Source organism: Sagittula sp. S175, assembly GCF_049800975.1.
Lineage (GTDB): Bacteria > Pseudomonadota > Alphaproteobacteria > Rhodobacterales > Rhodobacteraceae > Sagittula.
In genome coordinates this window covers 180,755-205,622 of the sequence record NZ_JBNAGB010000007.1, presented here as the reverse complement: position 1 = coordinate 205,622, position 24,868 = coordinate 180,755, and the positions used below count along the sequence as shown (strand labels likewise).

Sequence of the window (24,868 nt, the reverse complement as noted above, 5' to 3'; positions counted from 1 at the left end):
TGACGGCCTCTCCTCCCGTCGTCACCCTGTCCGGGCGCCGCTATCCTCGCATGGCGGCGCCCGATCTTTATCCAATCCACAAGACGTCCCGAACTGGAGATCCCCATGAGTGATCGCATTTTCGGGGTCTTCGGCATTCTCCTCGCCATCGGCTTCGCGATTTCCGCGCTGGCCATCGAGGAATCCTTTCTCTCCGATGCCGTAGGTCCCAAGGCCTTCCCCCTCATCATCGCCGCCATCCTTGGCATTTCCTCTGCCGTGATCGCGCTGCGCCCCGACGCCGAACCGGAATGGCCGCCCTTCGCCCGCCTGGTCGAGATCGGCGCATCCGTGGTCGTGATGATCCTCTACGCACAACTGCTGCCGGTGGCGGGTTTCGTCGTGGCGACAGCCTTTGCCGCCGCCTACCTCGCATGGCGGCTGGGGTCCGGGCCCATCGAGGCGGCGCTTGTCGGCGTCGGCACCTCGGTCGGTATCTACGTCATTTTCCATCTCGTGCTGGGCCTCAGCCTCGCCCGCGGACCGTGGGGGTTCTGATCCATGGACACTTTCGCAAACCTCGCCGACGGTTTCGCCATCGCGCTGACCTGGCAGAACCTGTTGCTGGCACTGCTGGGCTGCTTCCTCGGCACCATCATGGGCGCGTTGCCGGGCCTTGGCCCGTCGAACGGCGTGGCCATCCTGATCCCGCTGGCCTTCACCATGGGCCTCGGCGCGACGCCCGCGCTGATCCTGCTGACCTCGGTCTACTACGGCGCCATGTACGGCGGGCGCATCAGTTCCATCCTGCTGGGCATTCCCGGAGACGAACCGGCCATGATGACCGTGCTCGACGGGCATCCGATGGCCAAGGCCGGTCAGGCCGGCGAGGCACTGGCGCTCTCGGGCATCGCCTCCTTCGTGGGTGCGTTTCTTGCGACCTGGGGCCTGATTTTCCTCGCGCCGCAGCTGGTGAAGATCGCGCTGCTCTTCGGTCCGGCGGAATACTTCGCGCTCTTCGCGCTGGCCTTCATGACGCTGGGCGGCGTGTCCTCCACCAACCAGGCGAAATCCGCCTTTGCCGCCATGCTGGGCCTTGGCCTTGCCATGATCGGGGTGGACACCCAGACCGGCGTGCCGCGCTTCACCTTCGGTGAGGTGCACCTCTATGACGGCCTCGACTTCCTCGTCGCCATCGTGGGCCTCTTCGCCCTGTCCGAAGTTTTCATCTTCCTCGAGAACCGCCACGGCGGAAACGCCGACGGGTCAAAGCTGAAGGTCAACCGCCTGACCGCGCCGATGAGCATGATAAAGGGCTCGACGCCGACCATGCTGCGGACCTCCTTCGTGGGCTTCATCGCGGGCGTGCTGCCCGGGGCAGGGGCCTCGCTGGGGTCGTTCCTCGCCTACTCGATGGAAAAGCGTCTGGTCGACAAGGACGGCACCTTTGGCACCGGTGACCCGCGCGGCGTGGCCGCACCCGAGGCAGGCAACAACGCCGCCGCCGGGGGCGCGCTGGTGCCGATGCTGGCGCTGGGCGTGCCGGGATCGGGGACGACCGCCGTGCTGCTGGCCGTGCTGCTGAGCCTCAACATCACCCCCGGCCCGCTGCTGTTCACGCAGAACCCGGACGTGGTCTGGGGCCTGATCGCGGCGCTCTTCATCGCCAACGTCATGCTGCTGCTGATGAACATCCCGATGGTCGGCCTGTTCACCCGCGTGCTGATGATCCCCTCGCGCATCCTGATGCCGATCGTGGCGATGGTGTCCTTCGTCGGGATTTACGGCATCTCCGGCTCGTCCTTCGACCTGATGGTCATGATCGCCTTCGGTGTCATGGGCTGGGTGCTGCGCAAGTTCGACGTCCCGCTGGTGCCGATCATTCTCGGCACGCTGCTGGGCAACGCGATGGAGAACAACCTGCGCCGCGCCATCACCATCGACAACGGCAACTGGTGGACCCTGATCGACAGCCCGCTGGCGATCACGCTTTGGGCCATCGCCATCATCGGCTTCATCCTGCCGCTGATCATCGGCGCACGGGTCAAGGCCGGGATGCACGCCCGCCGCGACGAAGAAGGCTCCCTGTCCGACTGAACCACCACCCTGTTCCGTTTTCGGAACGGGCCACTCACGGAGAACGCGTCCTGCCCCGGCAGGGCGCGTTTTTCGTTGGCCGCGCTTCGGCTCCGCAGGTATCCACACCGAAGGGAGTCGCCATGTCCGAAACCATCACCTGTGACGTGCTGATCGTCGGCGGGGGCCCGGCGGGCCTGTCGGTGGCTGCCGCGCTGCCGGACCACGTCCGCTGCGTGATCCTCCATCAGGACCGCGAGATCGGCCGCCCCGTGCGCACCTCCGGTGGCTGCTGGCTGTCCGACGTCCGGCGGCTGGGTATCCCCGAAAGCCTCTACCAGCGCATCGACACCGTCGAGATCCACGCCGACACCGCGCAGGCGCGGTTCACCATGACCGCCGAGAAGCCCGTCATCCTCGACGTCACCGGCTTGTACCGCTGGATCGCCGCGCAATCCGACCACAAGGCCCGCACCCTGCTTCTGGGCACAAAATACATCTCTGCCACACGCGCAGGCGAGTTCTGGCAGGCCGATGTCCGCTCCCGCACCTCGCCCGTCCGCCGCATAAGTGCGCGCTACCTCGTCGATGCCTCCGGCGTTCACTGTGCTGTACTGGCCTCCCTCGGCCTCGCGCCAAAGCCCGCCCGCACCGGGGTCGGGATCGAACACGAATACCCCATCGGCGCCAACGACCCGCACCGCGGCATTCTGTTTGTCGGACGCGACGCGCCCTCGGGCTACGGCTGGGTGTTCCCGACGCGGGACAACCGCCTGCGCGTCGGCATCGGGGTGATCCACCCGGACACCGACGCCTCGCCGCGCGACATGCTGGAACGCTTCCTCGCCTCCGACGCGGTCCGGCGCCTTGGCCTGACCCTCGACGGCCCACCGCTGGAGGTCAACGCAGGTACGCTGCCCTCGGTGCCCTATGACCGCCGCCTCGTCTACGGCACCGTCATCCGCACCGGCGATTCGGCCAATTTCGCCACGCCCACGGTTGGCGAGGGGATTCGCATCTGCATGGACCTTGGCCAGACGCTGGGAAAGGCGCTGGGGGAAACCCTCGCCACGGGTTCGCCCAAACCACTCCACCGCTACGAACGCAGCTGCCACCGCCGCCTGTCGCGCAACTACCGGCTGGGCTTTCAGGCCAACACCCGCATCGCCACCTACGACCCTGCCGACTGGGACCGCTCCGTCCACCGCCTTGCCCGCCTGACGGAAACCCAACTGGTCGCGCTCCTGCGCTCCGAATTCACTGCCCGCCTCGCGCTGACCTCGCTCTGGCGCAGCCTGCGGGCCAAGCTGACCCGTTGATCCGCGGACCTGAGCCCAAGACGCAAAAAAGCCCGCAAGGCCAAAACCTTGCGGGCTTTTCATGGTGCCCAGAAGAGAATTATCGGCGGCGGAGACGCGATTTCCGCCGCCCTGAAAAAGCTCCCACTTTTTCGATACTTGGAGCCTGAGCGGGTCGGAAGACCGAGGAAGCCCCGCGGCTCCGTTGTGTGGCAACCTGTGGAGCACCTGTTCTATGAGCGTACCGAAATGCATCGACGGGGTCGAGCCCCGTGGCAACGTCTACTATCTCCGCTGGCGAGTCCCCGCGGAGTTCCGCGCCGTGGAGTCGCGGACTGAGATAAACCAGTCCCTGAAGACCCGCGATCTGAAAGAGGCAAGGGCTCTTGCCCTTCTGAAAAAGAAAGCGCTTCGAAAAATCTGGAAGGCTCGCCTGCTGCAGGCAGACCAAGGGCTCTCTGTCGAGGCTTTCGAAGCTGCGGTGTCTTTGCTCGACGACCTCGAGCTACCCTACGTGCCGATCCAGGGCCTTCTGGCCGGACCTCTCGAGGGCCTCGTCGCGAGGATCGAGAAACTCGCCGCCGTCCCGGTGGACTCACCGGCGATACCTGCAGCACTCGGTGTTTGCGATGTCCCCCACATCAAGATCATCGATATGCCGAAGGTTATGGAGGAGCGCGCGCAACACAAGTTGAAGGGGAAACACAAGGACCAGAAGCGCCAGTGGCGTAATCGTTACAAGCATGCCGCTCGCATATTCGCCGAAGTCATTTCGAACAAGAACGTGCATGAGATCACCGAGGACGACGCGCGGCGATACTATAATCACTGGCAGGCGAGGGTGGATTCCGGGAGTATTTCCGATGACCAGGCAATCAAGCGCCTTCGCTACCTACGGCAGATGATTGCCGAGTTTCATAAACTCGCAGGGACGCTTCCGAGCCAGACCTTCAACCCGGTCGCAGGCTTCAAGATCGAGCCGCGTCCAAAGAAGGACAAGTCTTCCAACCAGGGCGGTAAGCCAGCGTTGCCCGTGGGCTGGGTCAGAGACCTTGCCAGCGGCAAGTTGACAGCAGGGATCGAGACCGACGAACGTATCGATATCGCGATTGTCATCTCCGAGACCGGCGGCCGGCAGACGGAAATCGTTCACTTGCCCCCCGGTGACATCATTCTCGATCACCCTATTCCGCACCTCCGGATCAGGTATGTCGAGGAGGGAGAACACGCCCGGGACATTAAGAATCTTGCATCCATCAGACTGGTGCCACTGCTGGGCGCTGCGTTGGATGCTATGCGTCGCCATCCCAACGGTTTCACCCGGTATCGGGCGAAAGGCAGCTTCTCCGGCGATATCAACAAATTCATGAAAGATCACGGGCTCTTCCCGGCGCATCCCGAAGGTGGAAGGCCTTATACCTTCGGCGGCACCAGACACACCTGGGAGGAACGCGCTCGGGCTGCAGGCATGACGAACGAGGAACGGGCATTCCTCCTCGGCCATTCTGTCGGCAAGCTCCGCGGACGCCCGGTCTACGGTGACGGGCCTGAACTCAAGCTTCGCGCGCTCTATTCCGAGCTGGTCGCTTTCCCCACAGACACATGGCAACCGCGCCCACAAGCGGAGGTCAGGAAACTCATCGAGGCCGAACTTGAGGCGCTTGGATATCGCGTCGGGTAAGCTTTTCCGTCCATTTCGAAACGATCCGACCTCTTCCTCAGGAAAGAGGAAGGATCGTTTCATGAACCCGGAAAGGCTGGAAGGCGCATACAAGCGCATCCTGGAAATCCTGCGCGCCCGTCCCGAGGACGGCCGCAAATTCGTCCCCATCGCTAAGCATCTGGAACGGGAGCTTCAAGCGCTTCGGAGCCAGGAGGATGACTACGAGCGTTACATAAAGATGGAGGCATGACAGTTAGGGTTTCCGCACATTGCGGTGTGGTTCCATCTCCTGGTCAGGACCCTTGCGGGTCCGGCAATCAGCCGCCGAACAGGCGGTTCGGAGATGGGATTTTGCCGGTACGCCGGTCGATCCCATCTCCTCCTCGGCTCTGCGCGTCGTCGAGGCCCTTGAGAAAGAGCAGGAGTGTCAACAGTTCCATGACTGTCTGCGGGTTCGACAGGCCGCCCGTCAACATCGCGTCGACCCTCGACTTCAGTTCACCGGTAATCATCTATGCCCTCGCCGTTTTGGCAAAATCCGACGGTCACCATAGCGATCGTCCAAGAGGGAAAGGTCGGCCAGCGACTGATGCATGTTCGGGAAATTTTCAGACTATCGGCAATAGCGCTCGATCTTGTCCAGCTCCGCCCAATGCAATGGCTCTGAATAGGTATAGTGGATCTCTGCCTATGTGCCTAATTGCCTATTGAGAGAAACCCCTTTTGTCTCTTGAGGTTGGACGATTGCACAGGTTTTTTTCACAGGGGGGTGCCACATAAAGTCAGGGACAATCTGTTAGAAAGCAGGTCGAACGGCAAAAATGCAGGGCGGTGCGTGTGTGTTGATGGGTGCCACGAGAAAATTGCAACCATCGATTTCCTCGAAGCCAGCGGTCGATCCACTTCCTGATCACACTTGACCAGAGAGGCACCATGACCACACAGAATAGACAAGTCAGCATCACCTTCGATCTCTTGGAACAAATCCTTGCCGCGGGCCTCAGCATCACAACGATGCGGCTCCTGATCGGCATGATTTATATGCAGGATCGCGCCGACCTGTGGCGCTCCGACGACCTTTACCTCCAGCATCCGGAACAGGCCAAAACGTGGGCGTTCTGTGCCGAGCTCCGTTCGCTGGTAGGACCAGTTGGCGCCAACAACGCGCGCTCCGTGAAGACCTTGATCGCTGAGACTGCCGGTCGCGGTCTCTTCGAAGAGATCACCCTGTCGGACCTTAACAGACAAATTCACTGGCAATTCTGCGGGTCAGTGCACGCGATGATGTCCACGCGTTGGCTTGGTGCAAATTTCGCGCTTCTCGACGTCGAAAATGTTCGGGCATGCAGAACACCCATGTCGCTGGAACTTTACTGTAGGCTCCGCAACCTCAGGAAACACCCTATCCCAGAATTCGAATTGCCGCTCACAGAGCGATGGAGTGTGCATCGGCCGAAATTAATGCCCGCCTTGAAGCAGGTAGTTGCAATGGAGAACACGACGGCCTTCGTTGGACTCGAATTGGTACGACAGGGTGTGGAGTACCAACGTCTACGCCTGCGTTTTCGCCACAAGGGGACGACATGGTTCCCTGAGAAGATTCGATTCTGGTCGCTTGGCGCTCGCGTATTTCGGGTTTCGCCCGATGAGATAGTCGAGATCGATGGTAAAGACTTTCGGTGCTATGCAATCCCAGGAGAGAACCCGACGAAGGTGGAGGCGAACCTGCGGAAGAACCTCGCTGGGGCAGGCCGGTCTTGAAGTGCGCTCCATTGCTCTCATTCCGCCCTCGAGTTGGCAGCCCGAGAAAGGCGGTCTCCAAGCCCCAGTCCTTTGCATTTCGTGGTGCAACTCGTGGCCAAGCCCCTTGTGGGCCTGGCGCTATATCCGACAAAGCTTCCCGAAGAAATCTTCGGGAGGCCTCCGCGCCTGAGGCCGGCCTGGCGGACTGTTCTTCCGTTCGCCGCACCTGCTCAGTGTTCGCTGCGCCCGCCCGCGCGTCTCGCAAGAAGGGCGGACACCGGAAGTTCGCTGCAGGCGCGAAAGCCCTCTTGCCTCAACGCCGAAGCGGACATTCCGCCAGGATCATCCCGCTGAGCCGTAGGTGATCTACACAGAGCTCAGAAGGCGAACTTGGCTGTCGGGGCATTGACCGCGAGATATACGGTGGCACATAATCTGTTCAGGTCGCCGGGAAAAATCATGTATTATTATGTTGATGAAAGCGGAAATACAGGGCTACATCTATTCGACCCTGCCCAGCCGCTGCTCTATTATGGGGTTCTCGGAGCCCGCGCCAATCTGGACGTAATTTCCGCTCCGCTGGTACGGACGCTTAGAAAAGAGCTTGGAGTGAAGCGAATTCACGCCAATGAACTTGGCGTCGCAAAGCTGACGACAATTGCTGAACGGCTCGAGAAATTTAGCAAGAAGAACGATCTTCGGTTTTCGATCTTTACGGTCGATAAGAAAGATCATGCAATCATTAGCTACTTCGACCAAGTCTTCGATGCAGGCTTGAATGACGCCGTCGCGTGGAATCATTATTGGACTCCGTTGCGTTACCCCTTGCTCTTCAAAGTAGCGCACCTATTCGATGAGGACATCGCCAAAGCTGCGTGGAAGGCAAGACTGGAGAAAAACACTGCACGTTGTGCCAAGATGCTTCAGGATGTCCATAGGCGGCTACTCGCCAACATCAACAGGCTGCCTGATGCCCGCTCGCGGGAACTCATCGACGGTGCCATCCGCTGGGCAGGTGCATATCCCGACGAGATCAGTTACGGCGTTGGCAACTACGATACCTCGTTACAGATCTCCCCCAATCTGGTCGGCTTCCAATCGGTCCTTTACGGAATCGGCAGGGAGTCAACGGCCATGGGCCAGAAAGTGCATAGGATCACTGTCGACCGTCAGACTGAGTTTAATAAAGCGCAAGGGGAGTTGGCCGAAATTTACCAGAAGTTGCGCGGCCATAAGTCCAGCCTCGGCCCAGGCATGCCCGAGTTCGATTACTCAACGCTCCCGGAGATTCCACCTGAATACAAACCTGGCGACGAAAGTGCTGGGCTCGAGCTTGTCGATGTCACACTTTGGACCGCGAAGAGGATGCGCGAGGGTAAGCCCGTGTCGGACGAGTTGAAAAGCCTACTCTTTCGACAAACACGGCGCGGATATACCGATGAAGTATCACTTGCTGCACTTGATCGCCGCTGGCGGTTCTTGGCCGACCTCCCACAGCCGGGACCAGAGAATCCGATTTCGCCGGAGCTGCAAGCTGCAGTCGATGAGATGGAACGCAAGCGCCGAGCGGCGGTAGCGTCCCTCAGATGAAGCAAAAGGTCCGCCATCTGCAAACCGCGCCTGAAATGGTAGAGACAGCCCTTCCACGACATTCATGCCCCGTCCAGCATCCGACTAACCTCCGAGGGCGGTTTGCGGGCTTTCGCTGCGCTAACTATGAACGGCAGCGCCGCTGCTCTCGGTGAACACACCAGTGTCAACAAAGGGTCGAATGGAGCAGCGTAGAGGTGATGTCGCGGCAAGTCTTTCACAACCCTATGCCGAAACCTCATTCTGGGAAGAGGACTTGCAAAAACGTAGTTAATCTCTCAGTCTCAGCCAAGGCGACGAGCAGGTTAACGGCTCCAAACACGCTATCCAAAATGTCGCGAGGGGACAATGACGAGCAGCTTCTTTTTCCTTCAAGCTGAAAAAAGCGAATCAAACCAGACTTTTTACGATGAGCTTGAAACATGGGCCTCAAGTCAAAAAAACTCAGATATATGTAGTGAGTCAGCCTCTTGGCGATGACCGGTACGATTACGATTATGAAAATTGCGCAGTTATTATGTCGCCCGGTCGAAAAATCTGCCTCATCAGCTTCTCAGAAGATAAAGAAGACTTTGACGACTTCGTTGAAGATTTCTTGGAAGACGTGGGATCAATTTCGGACAAGTATGAGTACAAGGGTGCGATTGGTAGACCACGAAAATGGCGCAAAGACCTAATCTTTACAGTTTGCGCCGGCGCCCATTATGATGTCGACAGTTACATTCAAGACAGCCGCATCGAAGATCCTGGGAAGCGGAGACTCTCTGAGCTGATCATATCTTTGGTAACCGGGAGCATTAACGACATTGAAAGAGCTACAGCCGAAGTGCCAGACAACCTTCTCGATAAGGTTAAGCAGAAAATTCAACTTTTCGACGCGGACCAAACTCGATTTATCTACAAATCCATAAACAAAAAGGCAATTCACATACAGGGGCTTTCCGGCACCGGAAAAACAGAACTTCTGCTTCATAAACTCAAGGATATATATGTCCGAAACCCAAGTTCGCGGATATTGCTGACATGCCACAACAGAATTCTCGCAGATAGTTTGCGTAGAAGAATTCCAGAATTTTTCAACTTTATGAAGGTGGAGCAGCAGATCGAGTGGGATTCAAGGTTGTGGTGCATGCATGCTTGGGGATCTCGCAACGACCCAAACTCTGGCACATACAGATACATTTGCCATCACTTTGACATTCCGTTTTACACCTTCGGGCAAGAATCTTTTGATGGCGCCTGTAAAAAAGCTTTTGAGATGATTGAGGCAAAAGGTGATGGCTTGGATTGCGCATTTGACTACATTCTCATAGATGAGAGCCAGGATTTTCCTCAGTCATTCCTCGACCTTTGCACGCTTGTTGCGAAAGAGTACGTCATTGTTGCAGGCGACATATTCCAAAGCATTTTTGACGCAAAAATAAAACCCAGCATATCTCCAGATTTTCTGTTGAGTAAGTGCTACCGAACCGACCCAAGAGCTCTCATGTTTGCCCACTCTCTCGGAATGGGTTTATTCGAAAATAAAAAACTCCGTTGGCTTGATGACGACGAGTGGCAGACTTGCGGTTATATTGTAGAGACGAGCCCTGACAAGAGCTTTTATCGCTTGAAGCGCGAACCGCTTCGTCGTTTTGAGGACATATCAGCTGCAGACGTACCGTCGGTATCAATCATTGAGGGCGAAACTCTGGGCAATGAACAAGTAGCAGGTCTTGTTCTTGATGCGATCAAGTCCATATCCGATGAGAACCCCACAATCACTCCGGATGATATAGGTATCATCTTAGTGGATAGTGGAAATCAGGTTTTCAACCTTCAAGATACTCTTGCTCAGGTCATTCCGCGGGAAACAGGCTGGGTTGTGAATAAGGCGGTTGAAAGCAAACGGAAGATTCCTGGAAGACTATTTATAAGCAACCGAAACAACGTAAAGGGACTCGAGTTCCCCTTCGTGATTTGCGTTACAAGCAATCTATCGAGGGGACTGGCGTACAGGAACTCACTTTACATGACGCTGACGCGCTCTTTCCTAAGATCGTATTTGATTGTTTCCCGAAAACAGGATGAGGCGATGATGGGCTTAATCAGGCAAGGCTTGAAAACGATCAACGCTTCGGGGTGCATCGAGGCGCAGGCGCCTTCTGAAGAAGAGCGAGCCGAAATAATGACTACCATTACTCAGGACAATGTCCGCACATCCTTTTACGACTTTTGCGAAGATATATTTAATGAGCTTGGCGTTCTTCCGATTTTCAGACAAGAGCTTCGTAGAGTCGTAAGAGCCACCGCCGGTGAAGACTTTGACCGACATGAAATAGCAGAAATTGCAGACTTCAACTATAAGAAAATGCTGAAAAAGGAGGGGCGATGAAAATCGAGCCCTTTGATCTGGACCAATACCAAGCTGCTAACCTTGTGACGGTCTTTCGGGAGAGGAATAATATCATATTGTTCTGGATGCGGGTGGCGAAGACGATCTTATCCTTCGTAAAGCCAAAGCCGGATCAGGTTCGTGGGAGAATGCTCGTTTGCACGGACAAAATGCATCGGGTTTTTGTTGAAAATCAGGGGAAGATGTTTTCGACAGCCCTGCCATTCTCCGTCAATAATGTTGATGGATTTTACTCCTGCACTCTTCGCTCTGGAATAGATCTCAGCAGCAAGCTAAGCTCTGAAATTATCGCCGCCCTTTCGACGACCGCCTCCTTCACAAACAGCGAAGTTCTTGGTTTCGCAGATGACATCATGGGTATTTCCGATGATCCGGACACACTTTGGGCGGCGCTTAGCGAACTGGTGAACACGGACGACGGGTATATACGTTTCGATCACGACCCTGATAGAGAGGACGGTAGGCGCCATCCGTTGAATCATGTTGACATTTTTTTCTCGCAATCAGCCACATTCAAAATTGGAGTTTCTGAAAAACTAAAGATTGACGCCCTCTCTGATCTACTCAACGTCCAGACAGATTGCCACTATATCTCAAACACTTAGGCATCGAAATCCAATGCCCCACGAGGACCATTCCTGACGTTGCCCGGGAACCCTTCAACTTCGACCTTTCCGGCCATTCGACAAGCAGAGTTTGAATGACCGCTGTGGGCCGCCTACGACAGGCGCGCGCATGCTGCGACTGCGAAGCTTCCTACGACCAGCGCGGTTATTTGGGCTCGGAGCCCTTAGTCCCGTGTGCAACACGAAATGCAAAGGGTTCAAGGCCGCCTTTTTTCGTTTATGGTTTTTTCCTCACTGAGATCGGAACCATTTCCTCTGCACCACCCCCCGGGTGGTATCGCTCGGTATCGGTATTACCGGCGGTTACCTTTACCAAGAGGAGCCAACATGGCCAAACGAACCCCCAGCGCCGCTGTCCGCAAACGCATCCTCGCAGCGATCCGCGAAGTCGAAGGGACCGGCGCGGTAAAGAACCAGACCGTGCTGAAACACCTTCAAGACAATGGTCAAGGCGCGTCGATGTCGGACGTCCAGGCGATCGTCAAGGAATACCGTGAGGAAGCCGAGGCGCATGCCGCAACGATGTCAGCGGTACCGCCCATGCCTGATGAAGTGATCGAGATGAACGAGAAGATGTGGAGCCTAATTTGGAAAAAGGCCGATGAACCGGTCGCCGCAATCAAAGCGCACTATGCGACCGAGTTGGAGAAGCGAAAGGTTCTCGATGAGGAGCGTGATAGCGACATGCTGGTAGTCGAGGCGGATCTCGAGGCCGCAATCATCCGCGCCGAGAAGGCAGAGTCCGAGCTCGCAGAGGTGAAAGAGAACCTGATAGCAGCGAGGATGGAGATAGCCCGGCTCGAGGGTCGTCTCGCCGAGCGGCTGACCTTCAGTTTCCGGCCGTTCAAGGACGTTCACGAGGAGACCTCCGAAGAATCTCTGAACGACTTGGAAAAGGTAGTTGCTGCATCAACGGGCGGAGTCGTCTCGTGCAGCGAGACACATCAGCTGGACATGTTTGGCGAAGAAACCTTCGATACCACGAGCGATGCCGGATCGAATGATATCGCTGCCGAGTAGGTTCGCGCTTCCAACTCCGGGGCCATCGAGCGCAATCGTGCTGACAATGCTGCCTTCAGGTATCATCTTCATCAAGCCCGGACCCGCTGGCGGATCCGGGTTTTCCATTTGACCCGGATTGGTTCCGGGACCGAATCAACATGCAGATGGGCCTTCGTCGGATCTCTGGCTTGGCCGGGCTCGTGTATCCCCGAGTTCAGGTCAAGGCCGCGAGCTTCCGCCACCGCAACCAGCAACCCGCAGCCGTTCATGTAGGCCCGTTGAAGTCTCGGGCTCTCGTCGCACAGCACGCTCGCATCGGCCGTTGCGTGCCACGCAGCTCTTATCTCTGCATTCTTCATTCGATCACATTCGGCCATGTGCTTTTCGATGAGCTTCGGGTCGTCGGAATCGACAGAGAGTGCGCCAGGGAAATCATCCTCCGTGTAGTGCGCAGCGCGGGATCTCATGGCGCCCCGGGTGATGTCATCTATGATCTTGCGGATCGTTGGCCGAAGACGCACCGCGACACGGTTCTCTTCGTCCGCCAGTACCCGCGCCCGGCGTCGCTGCTCGGCCGCCTCGAGCTGCACTTCCTTGGTCCGGGTGTCCATGTTCTGTTGAAAAGTGAAGAAGCGGCGCGCGATGCCAAGGAGCCACTTCTGCCCGGGCTCGAGGATCGCGCGGTACCTCTCCACCTTTGCCTTGCCGGCATTCCGGTCGGTCATGCTGATGCCTTCGTCTTTGACCTCACTTGCCGGGCGGTAGGTGATTTCTCCCGCCTCGAGCATGTCGAGCCCAGTCTCGACGGCAGCGATCTTGGCGTCCAATTCCGCCTCCACCATTGACTCGTGGCGCTGAATGCGGGTTCGGGCGGTGTCGAGTTCGGACTGCCTTTTCTTCCGACAGGCTTCTCCTTCACCGACCAGCACCTCCGCCAGCTCCCGTCCGCGAGCCGGTGAGACGTTTCGGACCTTCATGACCTCTTTGCCTGCCATGCGCTTCTTGCGCTCTTTCGCCGCCCGGCGTTCCCCGCGCTTTAGGTCGAGACCCTGCGCCTTCGCGTAATCCGCGATGCGATCTTGAAAAAGCTCGTAGCTCCGCCTCGGCCACTGCTCCTCGCGGCCGTCGTCCCCGGCGACGGTGATCACCTCCATCTGGCCGAAAAGATGGTGTTGCGCATGGCTGAGTATGTATCGGTTCGTCCGCTTTTCACGTGCCTCCGGCGCGATCACGGCGGACAAATGCCGCGTCTTCTCATCAGCGTCGATCCGCGCGTAGATCAGCTCGTTTCCGAATTCCTGCTGAAGGTATCCGACAGCGAAGGCATCGAACTCGGCGACCCGCGCCGGGTCCTGATCGCCGTCTTCGTCGAGGAACCATTCGTGAGACGCGGATAGGATGCATTCCGTCCAAGGCATCTCGTTCTTCGGGTCCCATGCCTCCCCGATGATCTCGGCGAGCGCCCTCGGATCGTCACCCGCCGCTTTCGCCGCCGCGTCGAGGTCCTCGCGCTGGGTCTTCCTGCGGCGCCGCTTCAGCGACTCGCGCTTGAGGGCGATATTGCGTTTCTGGATATCGACGATCCGGGCGTTCGCGATCTCGCGGAGATCGGCGTGACCGACCGGAAAATAGTTTAGGCCCGTTCGGGAAGGGTCGACATGCGGGGTCTCGCCCAAGCGCTTGCCATGGGCTTCGATCCCGCCGAGACCGTATGTGCTCACCCGCTTGAAGCGCAGCACGATGAGGTTTTTCGCCTTCTCCATGAGGACTATTTACGCCCCGACACGGGCCGTCCGAAATTTCACGACGAAGATGCTCAGGAGCCACCAGACGAGCCCATCCTGCGGATGCGCTCAGCTCTTTACTCACTATAGAGCTGAGCGCAGCGCCTTCGGCTCCTTGCTCTCAGCTCCTTCGTTCGCCCGGGGCGCTGCCCCGGAACCCCGCGCCTCCGGCGGGGCGCCCGCGCGGCGGGCGGCCTCTCGGGAGGTCGTTCCACACTCCTCCCGCCGGCCGGCACCCCTCCTGTTCGCGCTCCCCGCGCCAGCCGAGGAGAGGGGACCTCTCCTGGACCTCTCCCACTCCGCAGTCTTGAATGTGATGTCCGGAAGAAGCGATAATGCAGGGGACAGGATCACCGGATGCCCCCATATCTCCGCGCCCTCTTGGTGCGACGCGGCGATATGGGAGACACCGATGACATGGGATCCACGACTAACGTTGATGCGTGCGAATTTATCGCGCGATCTTGGCCGAGCGAGGGCTTGGTGTGGACACAAGCATTTCGGCTTGACGGGCTACACTCTCGTCGCCGCGGCGAAGTTCTTCGAGGACATGGGCATCGCCATGGAAGTGAGTGTCGCCGAAATCGAGCACCCCTTCGATGAAGCGTCTGTCATCCGGACAGCTGTCGAAGCTCTGAGCTCCTTGGGCTACTTCGCGGACACCGTAGGCGCGAAATGGACATCTCCTGGGATCGTGGTTTTCGCCGCCGAGCTCACGTCGCATGAAAAGCTCGCCGCAGTGCAATACTTCCGCGATTTGGGCGTCTCGGAGTAGCATAACAAGAGTAGCGCGGCGGTTTTCGCAGCTGGTCTCGGGGGTGAGACCAGCTTCGCAAGCCACGGCCTGCTTCAAACAGAAATCGGCATGCTTTATGCGGACCGGAACATCCGTGCATGTCGAATAGGATCGGCGGCGATTTCACTTCGCCATCGGTCAAACCGCCGCGTCCTCCTGCGCGGCGGTCTTGAATTTGGCCCCGATAGTCTCGGCGACATTGTGTCGCCAGTCGGCGCCCAGGAGGTCCTGAATGGGCAATCAGCAATTCATCCACATCAACTCGGATACCGGCGTTCCTCAATGGACAGCGCACCGAATGACGCGGAGCTTCCTCGATCGGCACGGATCCGGCCTCGACGACCTACTCCGTCGATTCCCGTGCACCGACGGTCCTGCTTTCCGTCGCGCGATCGAAGCCTGTTTCTCGCCCTCGGAAACAGCGCCAGAGCTCGCCATGGTACTCGAGGAGGCCACGGACACTCTGCTCTCGCTGCAGGGCGAGGATTGTCACCCGCTTCCGGTCGATTCTGGTCGCCGTCTCCAGGTTGATGCAGGGCTTCGCTGGTATGCTGCGCGGCTGCACGACCTCGCTCGCGCTGCTCGCAGCATGTGAAGCAACAGGCTGTCCTGCGGCCCACGTGTGGGGCGGATTGTGGGGCAGTTTTCGGAGGATCTTCGTCGAAAACCCCTGAAAACCAAGTATACTTGGTTTTCAGGGTTGACGAATGGTGCCCAGAAGAGGACTCGAACCTCCACGACCGTTAGGCCACTGGTACCTGAAACCAGCGCGTCTACCAATTCCGCCATCTGGGCACTGGAGTTGGTGGAGCGGTGTCTACGGTCAGCCGCGCGGACTGTCAACGCGATTTTTCCAGAAAAATCGTCCCCCGCGAAAATCTTTTGAATACCCTGAAAACCACCCTGAAAATCGCGTCAAACGGGCACCTTGCCCCGGACGCGACATGGGCCTAAACCACTACCAAAGGTGCAAAGGAGAGGCGCATGTCCAAGCTCGTCACCATCTACGGCGGTTCCGGGTTCGTCGGCCGCTACATCGCCCGTCGCATGGCCAAGGACGGCTGGCGCGTGCGCGTCGCCGTGCGTCGCCCGAACGAGGCGCTTTTCGTCAAACCCTACGGCGTCGTGGGCCAGGTCGAACCGGTGTTCTGCAACATCCGCGACGACGACTCGGTCCGCCTCGCGATGCAGGGCGCGGATGCGGTCGTGAACTGCGTCGGCACCTTCGATGCCGGTGGCAAGAACAACTTCGACGCCGTGCAGGCCGAGGGCGCGACCCGAATCGCCCGCATCGCCGCCGAACAGGGCGTGGCCACCATGGTCCACCTCTCCGCCATCGGCGCGGATGCAGAGGCCGAGTCGGGCTACGCCGCCTCGAAGGGCAAGGGCGAACAGGGCGTGCTCGAGCATATGCCGAACGCCATGATCCTGCGCCCCTCGGTGATCTTCGGGATGGAGGACGAATTCTTCAACCGCTTCGCCACCATGACCCGCTTCACCCCGGTGCTGCCGATGGTCGGCGCGGACACGAAATTCCAGCCGGTCTATGTCGACGACGTCGCCCGCGCCGCCTGCATGGGCGTCAAGGGCGAGGCCTCCGGCATCTATGAACTCGGCGGACCCGAGACCAAGAGCTTCCGCGACCTGATGCAGGACATGCTCGGCGTGATCCACCGCCGCCGCCTGCTGGCCAACATTCCGTTCGCCGTGGCGGGTCCGATGGCCTCGATCATGCGCGTGGTCGAGGTCCTCTCGCTGGGCCTCGTCCCGGCGCAGATCACCCGCGATCAGGTAACGCAGCTGCAGCACGACAACATCGTCTCCGGTGACCACAAGGACCTGTCCGACCTCGGCATCCGCCCCACCGCGCCCGAAGCCGTCATGCCCGATTACCTGTGGCGCTTCCGCCCCTCGGGCCAGTACGACGCGATCAAGGAATCGGCCAAGAACCTGCGCGCCCACTGATTTCGATCGAAAGACGGTTCAAAGGCGGCTCTACCGGGGCCGCCTTTTGCTTTGCAGATGCCCGTTTCAGCCCCCATATCCAAGTCATGACCTTGGATCTGATCCACGACCTGTCCCGGATGGACCTGCCCGCCACATTCGCCGCGATCCGGCAAGAGCACTGGGGCACCGACCTGTCCGAGGACGATCTCCGGCGGGCCTTTCTCCGGTCCGCCTGCCTTGCGGCCTTCGACGGCGCCACGCAGGTCGGCTTTGCCCGCGCGGTCTCGGACGGGATCACCAGCGCCTATCTCAAGGATGTGGTGGTCTTCAAAGGGCATCGGGGCAGGGGGATCGGACGCGCCCTCGTCGAAGGCCTCTTCAACCACCCCGACCTGCAAGAGGTCCGGGCCTGGACCCTTGGCACCCGGGATGCAGGGCGGTTCTATGCCGGGCTGGGGTTCAGACCCGTGCCCGGCGGGATATTCATGACGCTGACCCGCAAGCGCCCCTAATGCATCCCCTTCAGGCGGGACAGCTCGGCCGCATTGCAGCAGCCCGGCGGCGGCGTGGCGCTGCCGCTGACGCGCGATGACAGCCACTCCTGGCAGGCCTCGACCAGCGCGCAGCCCCGGCAGCGCGTCACCATGTCGGCGTAGCGGCGCGGGTCCAGTTCGCCCGCGTTCATCGCCTCCGACAGGCTCAAACCCATCACGCGCGCCACGCCGCGTGTCATGAAGAAATGGCGGGCGGGGTCTCCCAACACATGCGCCATGGCTCTACTCCTCAAGTTTTGTCCTTATCCGCGCCAGCCGCGTGCTGTTGAGGCAGGTGTCCGGCAGGTCGCGGATGTCTTCGGTGGGCGCGTTCAGCCAGCGATCGCAGCCCTCTGTCCATTGGCAGGTGCGGCAGCGCGTGACGATTCCCGCCCAGTCTTTCTGCGTCAGGACGCCATCGTCCATCGCCTGCACGAGGTCGACGCCGGTGGCCTTCGCCATGCGTTGCACCAGCCAGTAATGTTCGTTCTCGGCCCCCAGCACCGGGGGGCGGCCCGTGCCGTCAGCCATCGCCCTTGCCCCCGAGGTCCGAGAACATCTCGGCGTTGCGGCAATAGTCCGGCGCAGCCGCGCCCTCATTGGCCGGATTGGCCAGCCAATGCTGGCAATCGTCGGGATTGGTGCAGGCGGTGCAGCGCAGCACCGCGTCTTCCAACTCGGTCACGGTCATGCGGCCGCGCATGATCTGTTCTTCGAGGTCCACGCCCTGCGCGGTCGCCATATGGTCGACCAGGGCGGCGTGTTTCTTCAAGGTACTGGGGCTTTGCATCGCGCGTCCTCCTATCCTCGGGCTCCTGTCACTCAGGATCGAGGATAGGGGTTCTGACGCGGCGCGCCTTGACTCAGGTCAACGGGAACGTGTGCGCCTTACTGCGGCAGGCTGGCCGCGGTCTTGCGCACGATGTCCAGCCGCGCCGCGTTGGGCGGGTGAGAGCCAAGGAAACGGTTGCCCGGATCAGGGATGCGGGCAAAGAAGGCCGCCCCCTTCACCGGGTCATAGCCGGCGCGATGCGCGATGATCGTGCCCAACTGGTCGGCCTGCAATTCGAAATCCTTCGAGTAGGTGCGCGCACCCACGGCGGCACCCAGCTCCTCGGCGCTCTTGATGGCCTGCGCTTCCGCCCCGCTGATCGCGGCGATCCCGGCAAAGACCACAGCCCCGACGGTCGCACTTTCGCGCGTCTTGGACAGGTGGTCACTGATGTGATGCGCCGCCTCATGCCCCATGACAAAGGCCAGCTCGTCGGCGTTCTGAACCGAGTTTATCATCCCCAGGTTGAACGCGAGAATCGGGCGGCCAAAATTGTCCACCGTCTGAAAGGCGTTCGGCGGCTGGTCCGGCCGGTCGTCCACGACGATCTGGAAATCACAGTTCATGCCGCGCGTCTTCTCGCGGCAGACCTGCTCGGCGACGGGTTCGACCGTGTCCACCACGGCCACGAACTGCCGCGCTGCCGTGTTGGCGCGAAGTTGCGCCGCCGTGGCACTGCCAGAGATGGGCGAGGGCACCGGCATGGGCACAGGCCCCGTGGCGCAGGCAGACAGCAGCAGGGAGGCCATCACGGCCAGCGGGGCGAATCGGCGCATATGTCAGTCCGGAAAAGACGAGTGGTGCGTTCAACATAGGCGTCGCACAGCCGTTGCGCCACCCCGCCGCGACACAACGGCGACAGCCCGCCGTTTCCTGTTTCCTCCGCCCCGCAGCCGCGCTAGGCTCAGCCCATGTTCAGCATCGAGCACGACTTTGACGCCACCGTCGTCACCCTCGTCGACGAGGGCACCAGCCACCTCCAGGAGGACGTGGTCATCACCTCGTTCGAGGACTGCGTGACCGTGGTGCAATACGACCCCCGCACCGACCGCGAGATGACCGTGACCCTCTCCATCTCGCAGATGCAGGACCTCGTCGCCGCCGTGAACCAGCCCGAAGGGGTCTACCGCCGCGGCGAGTGACCTCTTTACATAAGGTCGTACAGGCTGCTTCCGTCGCCCAGGATGATCTCTTCAAATGCACCGATATACATGGTCTGCATCCCATCCACCAAGGTGACTCGGCCGTATTCCGAGACTTTGAATTCGAAATCATCCGCTGCCGTCAGGTGCTCCAGCACCAGCACGTCATGACCGGGCGATCCGTAAATGTGTTCCGCCGTCGGGTCCACAACCGCGAAATCCGATGCAATCGTCAATTCCACCTCCCGCGTCGTCGCGCGGCTCAGGTTCAGGATCAGCAGATCATCGCCATTGCCAAGGAGTATCTCGCCGTCGAACCCGCCGGAAAAGAACGGGTTGTCGCCGTTCAGCGTGGTGTCGGCGTTGGAAATTCGCAGCACGTCATTGCCTGCCCCTGCGTCGATCTTTGTCAGCGGCTGAAAGAAACTGGCCGAGACATTCTGCCCGCTCACCTCAATGTTCAGCACATCGTCGCCGGTGCCCAGAGACACGCTGCCGCCAAAGCTCTGGTATCCATGGTAATTCCCCGGATCGGAATCGGTGATGCGGATGTCAACCACGTCATGCCCGGTGCCGGTAAAGATGCTGCCGCGCCACAGGTTTTCCGTTCCGCCGTCCATGCGCACGAACACCTGGTCCGACCCTTGCCCGGTGGAGATGTCCACGCCATTGGCATAGGCCACTCCCGCCGTCGTCATATCGACCACAACCACGTCGTCGCCCCAGCCGGTCACGATCTCCACCGCCTCCAGCGTCGTGAGCTCTGCATCTGCCAGAGAGATCAACACCCGGTCGTCGCCGCCCGTCAGGTAATCGTCGCCCTGCCACAGGTCAATGGGCAGCGAGTCGTAATTCGTGACGCCTTGCCAGCCATAGGCATCCGGGTCGTAAAAGAAATTCGCCATTCGCGCCGCGTTCACCTGAAACAGGTTCGCGCCGGGTGCAACGGTCACGAGGTCCAGCAGCGCCGGATCGTCGGTAAACCCGTTCAGGATGCCATAGACCGGCCCGGCCCCCGGCGTCAGCCCGATGGCGGCGTAATCCACATCGCCCGCCGCGGTCAGGTAGGCGGCCTCCTTCTCGCCACCGCCAAAGATACGCAGGTCCACGTCGATCTCGCCGCTCTCCGCGCCATGGCGGTCCACGGCCTTCACCCAGACCTCGGACTCCATGAATTCGTCGCTGTCCAGCGCCGCCTGCGCCGCGCCGCCGCGCAGCACGATGTCGGTGCCCTCCACCGCGACGCCCCAGTCCACCGGGGCCTGCGTCAGAACATAGGTCAGCGTGCTGCCGTCATCGTCGCTGTCCGGGTCGCTGCCCAACTCCGCCAGTCCGACGACGCCAGGGGTGATACCTACCACCGCCTCGGCCCGCCGCCACTCGTTGGCCAGCATCGGCGCATCGTTCACACCCACCACGGTGATGGTCAGTTCCTCGGTATAGCCGCCGCCGTTGCCACCCAAGCTGATGATCCACGTCTGCTCCGTGGTCTCGCCCTCCGCCAGCGCGACCCCGGCCTCCCATTCCGTCATGTAGGTGGTGTCATAGGTGTAGGACACGATGCGCCGCTGCCCAGTGTCGCCGTAGTCGTAGACCTGACTGTCCGTCCGCCGCAGCGATCCGATGGTGGTCTCAGGATAGTACCGCACGTCGATCCCCACCCAGTCATCGGCATCCCAGGCCTCAATCTGCAGATCAATCGTGTCACCATAGGTGACGACCAGCCCCTCCGGCACCACGCCATAGACCGGCGCTCCATCAAAGATCAGGTCCACGGTGCGGTCATCCAGCACCACCTCTTCCCAGTTCTTCAGGATCAGCGTGCCATCGTCCCCGTCATCCGGGTTCACGTCGATCAACAGCCACTCGCCCCGGTCGCCCTCGACGAAACGGTAATCCCAGACCGAACCGGACAGCGTCACACTGTCGAACCCCTTGCCGCCGCGCAGGGTGGTCGTGCCGCCAGTATCCCCACCTGAATCGCCGCCGCCACTCTTACCTTTGCCACCCTTGGCCATGTGCGTCTCCACTACATAAACGAGAAATGCCTATACGTTCAGGTAGGGTGGCGCCAACGCGGGTCAAACCCGGATCAGCCCACGCGAAACACCTTGTCGCGCGAGGTCTCGCCCCGCACCAGCACCAGCGCCGACTTCGGCACCCCCAGCGCCTTCGACAACAGTTTCACCACCGCCACGTTGGCCTTTCCGCCCTCCGGCACCGTGGTCACGTAGACCCGCAACCCCTCGCCATCCCGCTCCACCGCGTTGCGCGACGCCTTGGGCGTCACCCGGCAGGTCAGCAGCGCACCGGGCACCGCGAGGTCTGAAAACGCACCCTTCGTCATGTCGCCGCGCTACCACCCTGTGCGTCTCCGCGCAACTTTCCCCGTGGAAATCCGCTTGAATCCCGCGCCCCCAGCCCTTTGATACGTCCCAAGGAACCAAAGGACACGCTCATGCCCACCCCCAACCCCGCCGCGATGGATTTCCTGCTGACACGCCGGTCGCGCCCGTCCAAGACCCTGACCGCCCCCGCGCCCGACCGCGCCACGCTGGAAACCCTCCTGACCGCCGCCGCCCGCTCGCCCGACCATGGCAAGCTCGAACCCTGGCGCTTCATCGTCCTTGAAGGCGCCGCGCTGCACCGCATGGCGACCGAGGTCGAGAAAACCGGCCAGCGCCTCGGCAAGGACATCGAGGCCATCGCCAAGGCGGCCAATGCCTTCCGCGACAGCCCGCTCTGCGTCGCGGTGATCGAAGTGCAAAAGCCGTCCGAAAAGGTGCCGCCGCTGGAACAGACCTACTCCGCCGGGGCCGTCTGCCTCGCGCTGCTGAATGCCGCGCTGGCCTCGGGCTGGGGCGCCAACTGGCTCTCGGGCTGGGCCTCGCACGACCGCCAGTTCCTGACCGACGCGCTGCACCTCGCCGACAACGAATCCCTCGCCGCCTTCATGCACATCGGGACCGAGACCTCGGCCCCCCCGGACCGCCCCCGCCCGGACCTGTCCCGGATCACCACTTGGCTCGACGCATGATCCTCGACGCATTCTTCAAGGCGATCGGCCAGCTCGACGACGCAAAGTTCCGCGCCGTGCTGGCCAAGGGCATCGGCATCACCCTCGCCGTGCTCTTCGCCTTTGCCGCCTTCCTCGTCTGGGGCACCGGCTGGCTGGTGGGCGACAGCCTGACGATCCCCTGGGTGGGCGAAATCACATGGGTCGACAACGTGCTCAGCTGGGCCATGGTGCCGGTGACGGCGCTGCTGTCGATCTTCCTCATGGTGCCGGTGGCCTCGGCGGTTACCGGGCTTTTCCTCGATCAGGTCGCGCAGGCCGTCGAGGACCGCCACTACCCCCACCTTGGACAAGCCACACCCGTCCCCGTGTCAGAGGCGATCAAGGACGGCCTCGGCTTCCTCGGCGTGATGGCGCTGGCCAACCTCGTGGCGCTGATCCTCTACATCCTCTTCGCGCCGCTCGCGCCCTTCATCTTCTGGGGACTGAACGGGTTCCTGCTGGGCCGGGAATACTTCATCCTCGCCGCCATGCGCCGCGTCGGTCGCGCCGAATCGCGCCGTCTGTGGAAACGTCACATCGCGACCATCTGGATCGGAGGCGTCCTGATGGCGCTGCCGCTGACCATTCCGCTGGTCAACCTGCTGGTGCCGGTTCTGGGCGCGGCCACCTTCACCCATATCTTCCACCGCCTGTCGGGCAAGACCTGACGGCAGGCATAGGTCGGGGCTGTTGCCCCGACTCCCTTCGTCACTCGCTCTGGGTCGTCTCAGGCCCCATCCGGTTGCCGAAAATCTTGTCCAGATCGCGCACCGTGATGACCTCGAAGATGATGATCGACGCAACGATCGCCCACAGCACCGCCGAGATCCCCGTGGTGATCCAGGCCTTGCGCTTCAGGTCGTGCCGCTCCGGGCTGCCCGCATGGGTGCCCGGCACGATATCCCCCGCGTCGCCCTGCGTCTGGATGCGGAAGGGGATCACGACGAGGAACGTCATGAACCAGATCACCGCGAACAGCACCAAGCCCGAGGAAATGCCCATCAGACCTGCTCCAGTTCCACGAGGCAGCCGTTGAAGTCCTTCGGGTGCAGGAACAGCACCGGCTTGCCATGCGCACCGATCTTCGGCTCGCCCGTGCCCAGCACCCGCGCGCCGGTTTCCTTCAGGTGGTCACGCGCCGCGATGATGTCGTCCACCTCGTAGCAGACGTGGTGCATCCCGCCCGAGGGGTTCTTTTCCAGGAACGCCTTGATCGGGCTGTTGTCGCCCAGCGGGTACAGCAGTTCGATCTTGGTGTTCGGCAGTTCGATGAAGACCACCGTGACCCCGTGGTCCGGCTCGTCCTGCGGCGCGCCAACCTTGGCACCCAGGGCATTGCGGTACTGCGCGCTGGCGGCCTCAAGGTCCGGCACGGCGATGGCGACGTGGTTCAGGCGTCCGATCATGACAAGTCTCCTCTGTCCTGTTGCCGCTATATGGCCTTTTGCCCCCATCGGGGACAAGCCCGCGCCCCCGCGACACAGCGGCCCTTCGCGGCGCTAACAGCGTCCCGGACAACGCGAATCCCCCCGCTCATTTCGCTTAAAGGGTGGTTAACTTAGCGAAATATCATCCTTAACGGGTTGTTCACCCAGCGCGCGGCAAACTGTCCACGACTCGCACCTGGAGGGACCAAATGGACACCAACCACCTTGCCGCACACCTGCGGCCCACCTCGACCCGGCCACTGCTCGGCCTGACGATTCTCGTCGTCGAGGACAGCCGATATTCCTGTGACGCCATGCGCCTGCTCTGCCTGCGCTCCGGCGCCCGCATCCGGCGCGCCGACTGCCTGAAATCGGCGCGCCGCCATCTTCAGGTCTACCGCCCCTCGGTGGTGATCGTCGACCTCGGCCTGCCGGATGGCTCGGGGGCGGAACTGATATCGGAGCTGACCGTCGCCTGCCCGCGCGTCGACGTGGTGATCGGCACCTCCGGCGACAGCTTTGCCGAGGAAATCGCCCTCGCTGCCGGGGCAGACGGTTTCCTGGCCAAGCCCGTGTCGTCGGTAACCACCTTCCAGAACACCATCCTCGCCGCCCTCCCGCCCGAGCGTCAGCCCACCGGACCGCGCCTCGTGGTGGACGATCCGATCCTGCCCGATCCGCTGGCCTATCGTGATGACATGGCCCATGCGGCCGACGTTCTGGACGACCGCGACAACGAACGCTCGCTGCGCTACGTGACGCAGTTCCTCGCCGGGGTCGCCCGCAGCGCCGGGGACGGCGCGCTGCAATCCGCCGCCGAGGATCTCGCCGACGCGCGCCGCCATGGCCGCCCGACGCAATCCAGCCTCGCCCGCGTTGCGGCACTGGTGCAAGACCGCCTCGCCGACCGTCTGGCGATGTAGCACGGGCCTCCCTCGCGGTCCCATCGCCCTGCGCCGCGTCAGGCTGTGCAGGGC

28 protein-coding genes and 1 tRNA gene are annotated in these 24,868 nt (G+C 60.9%); 18 read left to right on the top strand and 11 right to left on the bottom strand.

The window, feature by feature from the left end:
- The first annotated feature begins 105 nt into the window (after window positions 1-105).
- The 5 genes from ACP16H_RS11475 to ACP16H_RS11455 all read left to right on the top strand — a co-directional run bounded on the left by ACP16H_RS11475 (window position 106) and on the right by ACP16H_RS11455 (window position 5,266).
- Window positions 106-537: a tripartite tricarboxylate transporter TctB family protein gene (locus ACP16H_RS11475; RefSeq protein ID WP_425072428.1), complete on the top strand. Its 432-nt coding sequence runs from the start codon at window positions 106-108 to the stop codon at window positions 535-537.
- Between the two features lie 3 nt (window positions 538-540).
- Window positions 541-2,076 (top strand): tripartite tricarboxylate transporter permease, encoded by a 1,536-nt coding sequence (locus ACP16H_RS11470; protein ID WP_425072427.1) that lies wholly within the window; start codon window positions 541-543, stop codon window positions 2,074-2,076.
- A gap of 122 nt (window positions 2,077-2,198) precedes the next feature.
- Entirely contained in the window at window positions 2,199-3,374 is a 1,176-nt protein-coding gene (locus ACP16H_RS11465; RefSeq protein WP_425072426.1) for an NAD(P)/FAD-dependent oxidoreductase, read from the top strand.
- Window positions 3,375-3,588: 214 nt separating this feature from the next.
- A complete protein-coding gene (locus ACP16H_RS11460) occupies window positions 3,589-5,034 on the top strand; it encodes a DUF6538 domain-containing protein (RefSeq protein ID WP_425072425.1) in 1,446 nt (481 codons plus the stop codon).
- A gap of 61 nt (window positions 5,035-5,095) precedes the next feature.
- Entirely contained in the window at window positions 5,096-5,266 is a 171-nt protein-coding gene (locus tag ACP16H_RS11455; RefSeq protein ID WP_425072424.1) for a hypothetical protein, read from the top strand.
- 67 nt (window positions 5,267-5,333) lie between these two features.
- On the opposite strand, the gene ACP16H_RS11450 is transcribed toward ACP16H_RS11455, so the two are convergent.
- Window positions 5,334-5,528, bottom strand: a complete 195-nt coding sequence (locus ACP16H_RS11450) for a hypothetical protein (protein ID WP_425072423.1) — start codon at window positions 5,526-5,528, stop codon at window positions 5,334-5,336.
- Window positions 5,529-5,949: 421 nt separating this feature from the next.
- Here ACP16H_RS11450 and ACP16H_RS11445 point away from each other — a divergent pair, with 421 nt between their 5' ends.
- The 5 genes from ACP16H_RS11445 (at window position 5,950) to ACP16H_RS11425 (ending at window position 12,390) form a co-directional block, all read left to right on the top strand.
- The gene (locus tag ACP16H_RS11445; RefSeq protein WP_425072422.1) at window positions 5,950-6,777 is read left to right on the top strand and encodes a hypothetical protein; all 828 of its coding nucleotides are present in this window, start codon (window positions 5,950-5,952) and stop codon (window positions 6,775-6,777) included.
- A gap of 441 nt (window positions 6,778-7,218) precedes the next feature.
- Window positions 7,219-8,349, top strand: coding sequence for a DUF3800 domain-containing protein (locus tag ACP16H_RS11440; RefSeq protein WP_425072421.1), 1,131 nt, complete (start codon window positions 7,219-7,221; stop codon window positions 8,347-8,349).
- Window positions 8,350-8,758: 409 nt separating this feature from the next.
- Window positions 8,759-10,723 (top strand): DEAD/DEAH box helicase, encoded by a 1,965-nt coding sequence (locus ACP16H_RS11435; protein ID WP_425072420.1) that lies wholly within the window; start codon window positions 8,759-8,761, stop codon window positions 10,721-10,723.
- Window positions 10,720-11,349, top strand: coding sequence for a hypothetical protein (locus ACP16H_RS11430; RefSeq protein ID WP_425072419.1), 630 nt, complete (start codon window positions 10,720-10,722; stop codon window positions 11,347-11,349). The genes ACP16H_RS11435 and ACP16H_RS11430 overlap by 4 nt, the downstream gene beginning before the upstream one ends.
- Window positions 11,350-11,697: 348 nt before the next feature.
- Window positions 11,698-12,390 carry a hypothetical protein gene (locus tag ACP16H_RS11425; RefSeq protein ID WP_425072418.1) on the top strand — a complete coding sequence of 231 codons (693 nt, stop codon included), beginning with the start codon at window positions 11,698-11,700 and terminating at the stop codon, window positions 12,388-12,390.
- 71 nt (window positions 12,391-12,461) lie between these two features.
- Here the strand turns inward: ACP16H_RS11425 and ACP16H_RS11420 are convergent, their stop codons facing one another.
- Complete coding sequence (locus ACP16H_RS11420; protein ID WP_425072417.1) at window positions 12,462-14,135, bottom strand: plasmid recombination protein; 1,674 nt, start codon at window positions 14,133-14,135, stop codon at window positions 12,462-12,464.
- Window positions 14,136-14,568: 433 nt separating this feature from the next.
- On the opposite strand from ACP16H_RS11420, the gene ACP16H_RS11415 reads away from it, so the two are divergent.
- The gene (locus ACP16H_RS11415) at window positions 14,569-14,931 is read left to right on the top strand and encodes a hypothetical protein (RefSeq protein WP_425072416.1); all 363 of its coding nucleotides are present in this window, start codon (window positions 14,569-14,571) and stop codon (window positions 14,929-14,931) included.
- A gap of 253 nt (window positions 14,932-15,184) precedes the next feature.
- The gene (locus ACP16H_RS11410) at window positions 15,185-15,547 is read left to right on the top strand and encodes a hypothetical protein (protein ID WP_425072415.1); all 363 of its coding nucleotides are present in this window, start codon (window positions 15,185-15,187) and stop codon (window positions 15,545-15,547) included.
- A 113-nt stretch (window positions 15,548-15,660) separates the two neighbouring features.
- On the opposite strand, the gene ACP16H_RS11405 is transcribed toward ACP16H_RS11410, so the two are convergent.
- Window positions 15,661-15,747: transfer RNA gene (locus ACP16H_RS11405), tRNA-Leu, on the bottom strand.
- A 189-nt stretch (window positions 15,748-15,936) separates the two neighbouring features.
- On the opposite strand from ACP16H_RS11405, the gene ACP16H_RS11400 reads away from it, so the two are divergent.
- The gene (locus tag ACP16H_RS11400) at window positions 15,937-16,917 is read left to right on the top strand and encodes a complex I NDUFA9 subunit family protein (RefSeq protein ID WP_425072414.1); all 981 of its coding nucleotides are present in this window, start codon (window positions 15,937-15,939) and stop codon (window positions 16,915-16,917) included.
- Window positions 16,918-17,003: 86 nt separating this feature from the next.
- The gene (locus tag ACP16H_RS11395) at window positions 17,004-17,411 is read left to right on the top strand and encodes a GNAT family N-acetyltransferase (protein ID WP_425072413.1); all 408 of its coding nucleotides are present in this window, start codon (window positions 17,004-17,006) and stop codon (window positions 17,409-17,411) included.
- Here the strand turns inward: ACP16H_RS11395 and ACP16H_RS11390 are convergent.
- From ACP16H_RS11390 to ACP16H_RS11375, 4 genes are all read right to left on the bottom strand, one after another.
- Complete coding sequence (locus tag ACP16H_RS11390; RefSeq protein ID WP_425072412.1) at window positions 17,408-17,671, bottom strand: DUF6455 family protein; 264 nt, start codon at window positions 17,669-17,671, stop codon at window positions 17,408-17,410. The genes ACP16H_RS11395 and ACP16H_RS11390 overlap by 4 nt on opposite strands.
- Window positions 17,672-17,675: 4 nt before the next feature.
- Window positions 17,676-17,963 carry a DUF6455 family protein gene (locus ACP16H_RS11385; protein ID WP_425072411.1) on the bottom strand — a complete coding sequence of 96 codons (288 nt, stop codon included), beginning with the start codon at window positions 17,961-17,963 and terminating at the stop codon, window positions 17,676-17,678.
- On the bottom strand, window positions 17,956-18,222 hold the full coding sequence (locus tag ACP16H_RS11380) for a DUF6455 family protein (RefSeq protein ID WP_425072410.1): 267 nt from the start codon (window positions 18,220-18,222) through the stop codon (window positions 17,956-17,958). The genes ACP16H_RS11385 and ACP16H_RS11380 overlap by 8 nt, the downstream gene beginning before the upstream one ends.
- 98 nt (window positions 18,223-18,320) lie before the next feature.
- Window positions 18,321-19,040, bottom strand: a complete 720-nt coding sequence (locus tag ACP16H_RS11375; RefSeq protein WP_425072409.1) for a M48 family metallopeptidase — start codon at window positions 19,038-19,040, stop codon at window positions 18,321-18,323.
- Window positions 19,041-19,175: 135 nt separating this feature from the next.
- Here ACP16H_RS11375 and ACP16H_RS11370 point away from each other — a divergent pair, with 135 nt between their 5' ends.
- Window positions 19,176-19,406, top strand: a complete 231-nt coding sequence (locus tag ACP16H_RS11370) for a hypothetical protein (RefSeq protein WP_425072408.1) — start codon at window positions 19,176-19,178, stop codon at window positions 19,404-19,406.
- A 5-nt stretch (window positions 19,407-19,411) separates the two neighbouring features.
- On the opposite strand, the gene ACP16H_RS11365 is transcribed toward ACP16H_RS11370, so the two are convergent.
- Complete coding sequence (locus tag ACP16H_RS11365; RefSeq protein ID WP_425072407.1) at window positions 19,412-21,424, bottom strand: hypothetical protein; 2,013 nt, start codon at window positions 21,422-21,424, stop codon at window positions 19,412-19,414.
- A 74-nt stretch (window positions 21,425-21,498) separates the two neighbouring features.
- A complete protein-coding gene (locus ACP16H_RS11360; protein ID WP_425072406.1) occupies window positions 21,499-21,753 on the bottom strand; it encodes a DUF167 domain-containing protein in 255 nt (84 codons plus the stop codon).
- 111 nt (window positions 21,754-21,864) lie between these two features.
- Between ACP16H_RS11360 and ACP16H_RS11355 the strand changes: the two genes are divergently transcribed.
- Window positions 21,865-22,443, top strand: coding sequence for a nitroreductase family protein (locus ACP16H_RS11355; protein WP_425072405.1), 579 nt, complete (start codon window positions 21,865-21,867; stop codon window positions 22,441-22,443).
- Window positions 22,440-23,132 (top strand): EI24 domain-containing protein, encoded by a 693-nt coding sequence (locus ACP16H_RS11350; protein WP_425072473.1) that lies wholly within the window; start codon window positions 22,440-22,442, stop codon window positions 23,130-23,132. The genes ACP16H_RS11355 and ACP16H_RS11350 overlap by 4 nt, the downstream gene beginning before the upstream one ends.
- Before the next feature lie 40 nt (window positions 23,133-23,172).
- Here ACP16H_RS11350 and ACP16H_RS11345 read toward each other — a convergent pair whose 3' ends face one another.
- Both ACP16H_RS11345 and mce read right to left on the bottom strand, forming a co-directional pair.
- A complete protein-coding gene (locus ACP16H_RS11345) occupies window positions 23,173-23,466 on the bottom strand; it encodes a DUF1467 family protein (RefSeq protein ID WP_425072404.1) in 294 nt (97 codons plus the stop codon).
- The gene (mce, locus tag ACP16H_RS11340; protein WP_425072403.1) at window positions 23,466-23,870 is read right to left on the bottom strand and encodes a methylmalonyl-CoA epimerase; all 405 of its coding nucleotides are present in this window, start codon (window positions 23,868-23,870) and stop codon (window positions 23,466-23,468) included. The genes ACP16H_RS11345 and mce overlap by 1 nt, the downstream gene beginning before the upstream one ends.
- A gap of 230 nt (window positions 23,871-24,100) precedes the next feature.
- Here mce and ACP16H_RS11335 point away from each other — a divergent pair, with 230 nt between their 5' ends.
- Window positions 24,101-24,814 (top strand): response regulator, encoded by a 714-nt coding sequence (locus ACP16H_RS11335; RefSeq protein ID WP_425072402.1) that lies wholly within the window; start codon window positions 24,101-24,103, stop codon window positions 24,812-24,814.
- The last annotated feature ends 54 nt before the right edge of the window (window positions 24,815-24,868 follow it).

Bases quoted from the DNA above. Each gene is read 5' to 3' on its own strand.
- ACP16H_RS11475 (WP_425072428.1), top strand. From the start codon at position 106: ATGAGTGATCGCATTTTCGGGGTCTTCGGCATTCTCCTCGCCATCGGC.
- ACP16H_RS11470 (WP_425072427.1), top strand. From the start codon at position 541: ATGGACACTTTCGCAAACCTCGCCGACGGTTTCGCCATCGCGCTGACC.
- ACP16H_RS11465 (WP_425072426.1), top strand. From the start codon at position 2,199: ATGTCCGAAACCATCACCTGTGACGTGCTGATCGTCGGCGGGGGCCCG.
- ACP16H_RS11460 (WP_425072425.1), top strand. From the start codon at position 3,589: ATGAGCGTACCGAAATGCATCGACGGGGTCGAGCCCCGTGGCAACGTC.
- ACP16H_RS11455 (WP_425072424.1), top strand. From the start codon at position 5,096: ATGAACCCGGAAAGGCTGGAAGGCGCATACAAGCGCATCCTGGAAATC.
- ACP16H_RS11450 (WP_425072423.1), bottom strand. From the start codon at position 5,528: ATGATTACCGGTGAACTGAAGTCGAGGGTCGACGCGATGTTGACGGGC.
- ACP16H_RS11445 (WP_425072422.1), top strand. From the start codon at position 5,950: ATGACCACACAGAATAGACAAGTCAGCATCACCTTCGATCTCTTGGAA.
- ACP16H_RS11440 (WP_425072421.1), top strand. From the start codon at position 7,219: ATGTATTATTATGTTGATGAAAGCGGAAATACAGGGCTACATCTATTC.
- ACP16H_RS11435 (WP_425072420.1), top strand. From the start codon at position 8,759: ATGAGCTTGAAACATGGGCCTCAAGTCAAAAAAACTCAGATATATGTA.
- ACP16H_RS11430 (WP_425072419.1), top strand. From the start codon at position 10,720: ATGAAAATCGAGCCCTTTGATCTGGACCAATACCAAGCTGCTAACCTT.
- ACP16H_RS11425 (WP_425072418.1), top strand. From the start codon at position 11,698: ATGGCCAAACGAACCCCCAGCGCCGCTGTCCGCAAACGCATCCTCGCA.
- ACP16H_RS11420 (WP_425072417.1), bottom strand. From the start codon at position 14,135: ATGGAGAAGGCGAAAAACCTCATCGTGCTGCGCTTCAAGCGGGTGAGC.
- ACP16H_RS11415 (WP_425072416.1), top strand. From the start codon at position 14,569: ATGACATGGGATCCACGACTAACGTTGATGCGTGCGAATTTATCGCGC.
- ACP16H_RS11410 (WP_425072415.1), top strand. From the start codon at position 15,185: ATGGGCAATCAGCAATTCATCCACATCAACTCGGATACCGGCGTTCCT.
- ACP16H_RS11400 (WP_425072414.1), top strand. From the start codon at position 15,937: ATGTCCAAGCTCGTCACCATCTACGGCGGTTCCGGGTTCGTCGGCCGC.
- ACP16H_RS11395 (WP_425072413.1), top strand. From the start codon at position 17,004: ATGACCTTGGATCTGATCCACGACCTGTCCCGGATGGACCTGCCCGCC.
- ACP16H_RS11390 (WP_425072412.1), bottom strand. From the start codon at position 17,671: ATGGCGCATGTGTTGGGAGACCCCGCCCGCCATTTCTTCATGACACGC.
- ACP16H_RS11385 (WP_425072411.1), bottom strand. From the start codon at position 17,963: ATGGCTGACGGCACGGGCCGCCCCCCGGTGCTGGGGGCCGAGAACGAA.
- ACP16H_RS11380 (WP_425072410.1), bottom strand. From the start codon at position 18,222: ATGCAAAGCCCCAGTACCTTGAAGAAACACGCCGCCCTGGTCGACCAT.
- ACP16H_RS11375 (WP_425072409.1), bottom strand. From the start codon at position 19,040: ATGCGCCGATTCGCCCCGCTGGCCGTGATGGCCTCCCTGCTGCTGTCT.
- ACP16H_RS11370 (WP_425072408.1), top strand. From the start codon at position 19,176: ATGTTCAGCATCGAGCACGACTTTGACGCCACCGTCGTCACCCTCGTC.
- ACP16H_RS11365 (WP_425072407.1), bottom strand. From the start codon at position 21,424: ATGGCCAAGGGTGGCAAAGGTAAGAGTGGCGGCGGCGATTCAGGTGGG.
- ACP16H_RS11360 (WP_425072406.1), bottom strand. From the start codon at position 21,753: ATGACGAAGGGTGCGTTTTCAGACCTCGCGGTGCCCGGTGCGCTGCTG.
- ACP16H_RS11355 (WP_425072405.1), top strand. From the start codon at position 21,865: ATGCCCACCCCCAACCCCGCCGCGATGGATTTCCTGCTGACACGCCGG.
- ACP16H_RS11350 (WP_425072473.1), top strand. From the start codon at position 22,440: ATGATCCTCGACGCATTCTTCAAGGCGATCGGCCAGCTCGACGACGCA.
- ACP16H_RS11345 (WP_425072404.1), bottom strand. From the start codon at position 23,466: ATGGGCATTTCCTCGGGCTTGGTGCTGTTCGCGGTGATCTGGTTCATG.
- mce (WP_425072403.1), bottom strand. From the start codon at position 23,870: ATGATCGGACGCCTGAACCACGTCGCCATCGCCGTGCCGGACCTTGAG.
- ACP16H_RS11335 (WP_425072402.1), top strand. From the start codon at position 24,101: ATGGACACCAACCACCTTGCCGCACACCTGCGGCCCACCTCGACCCGG.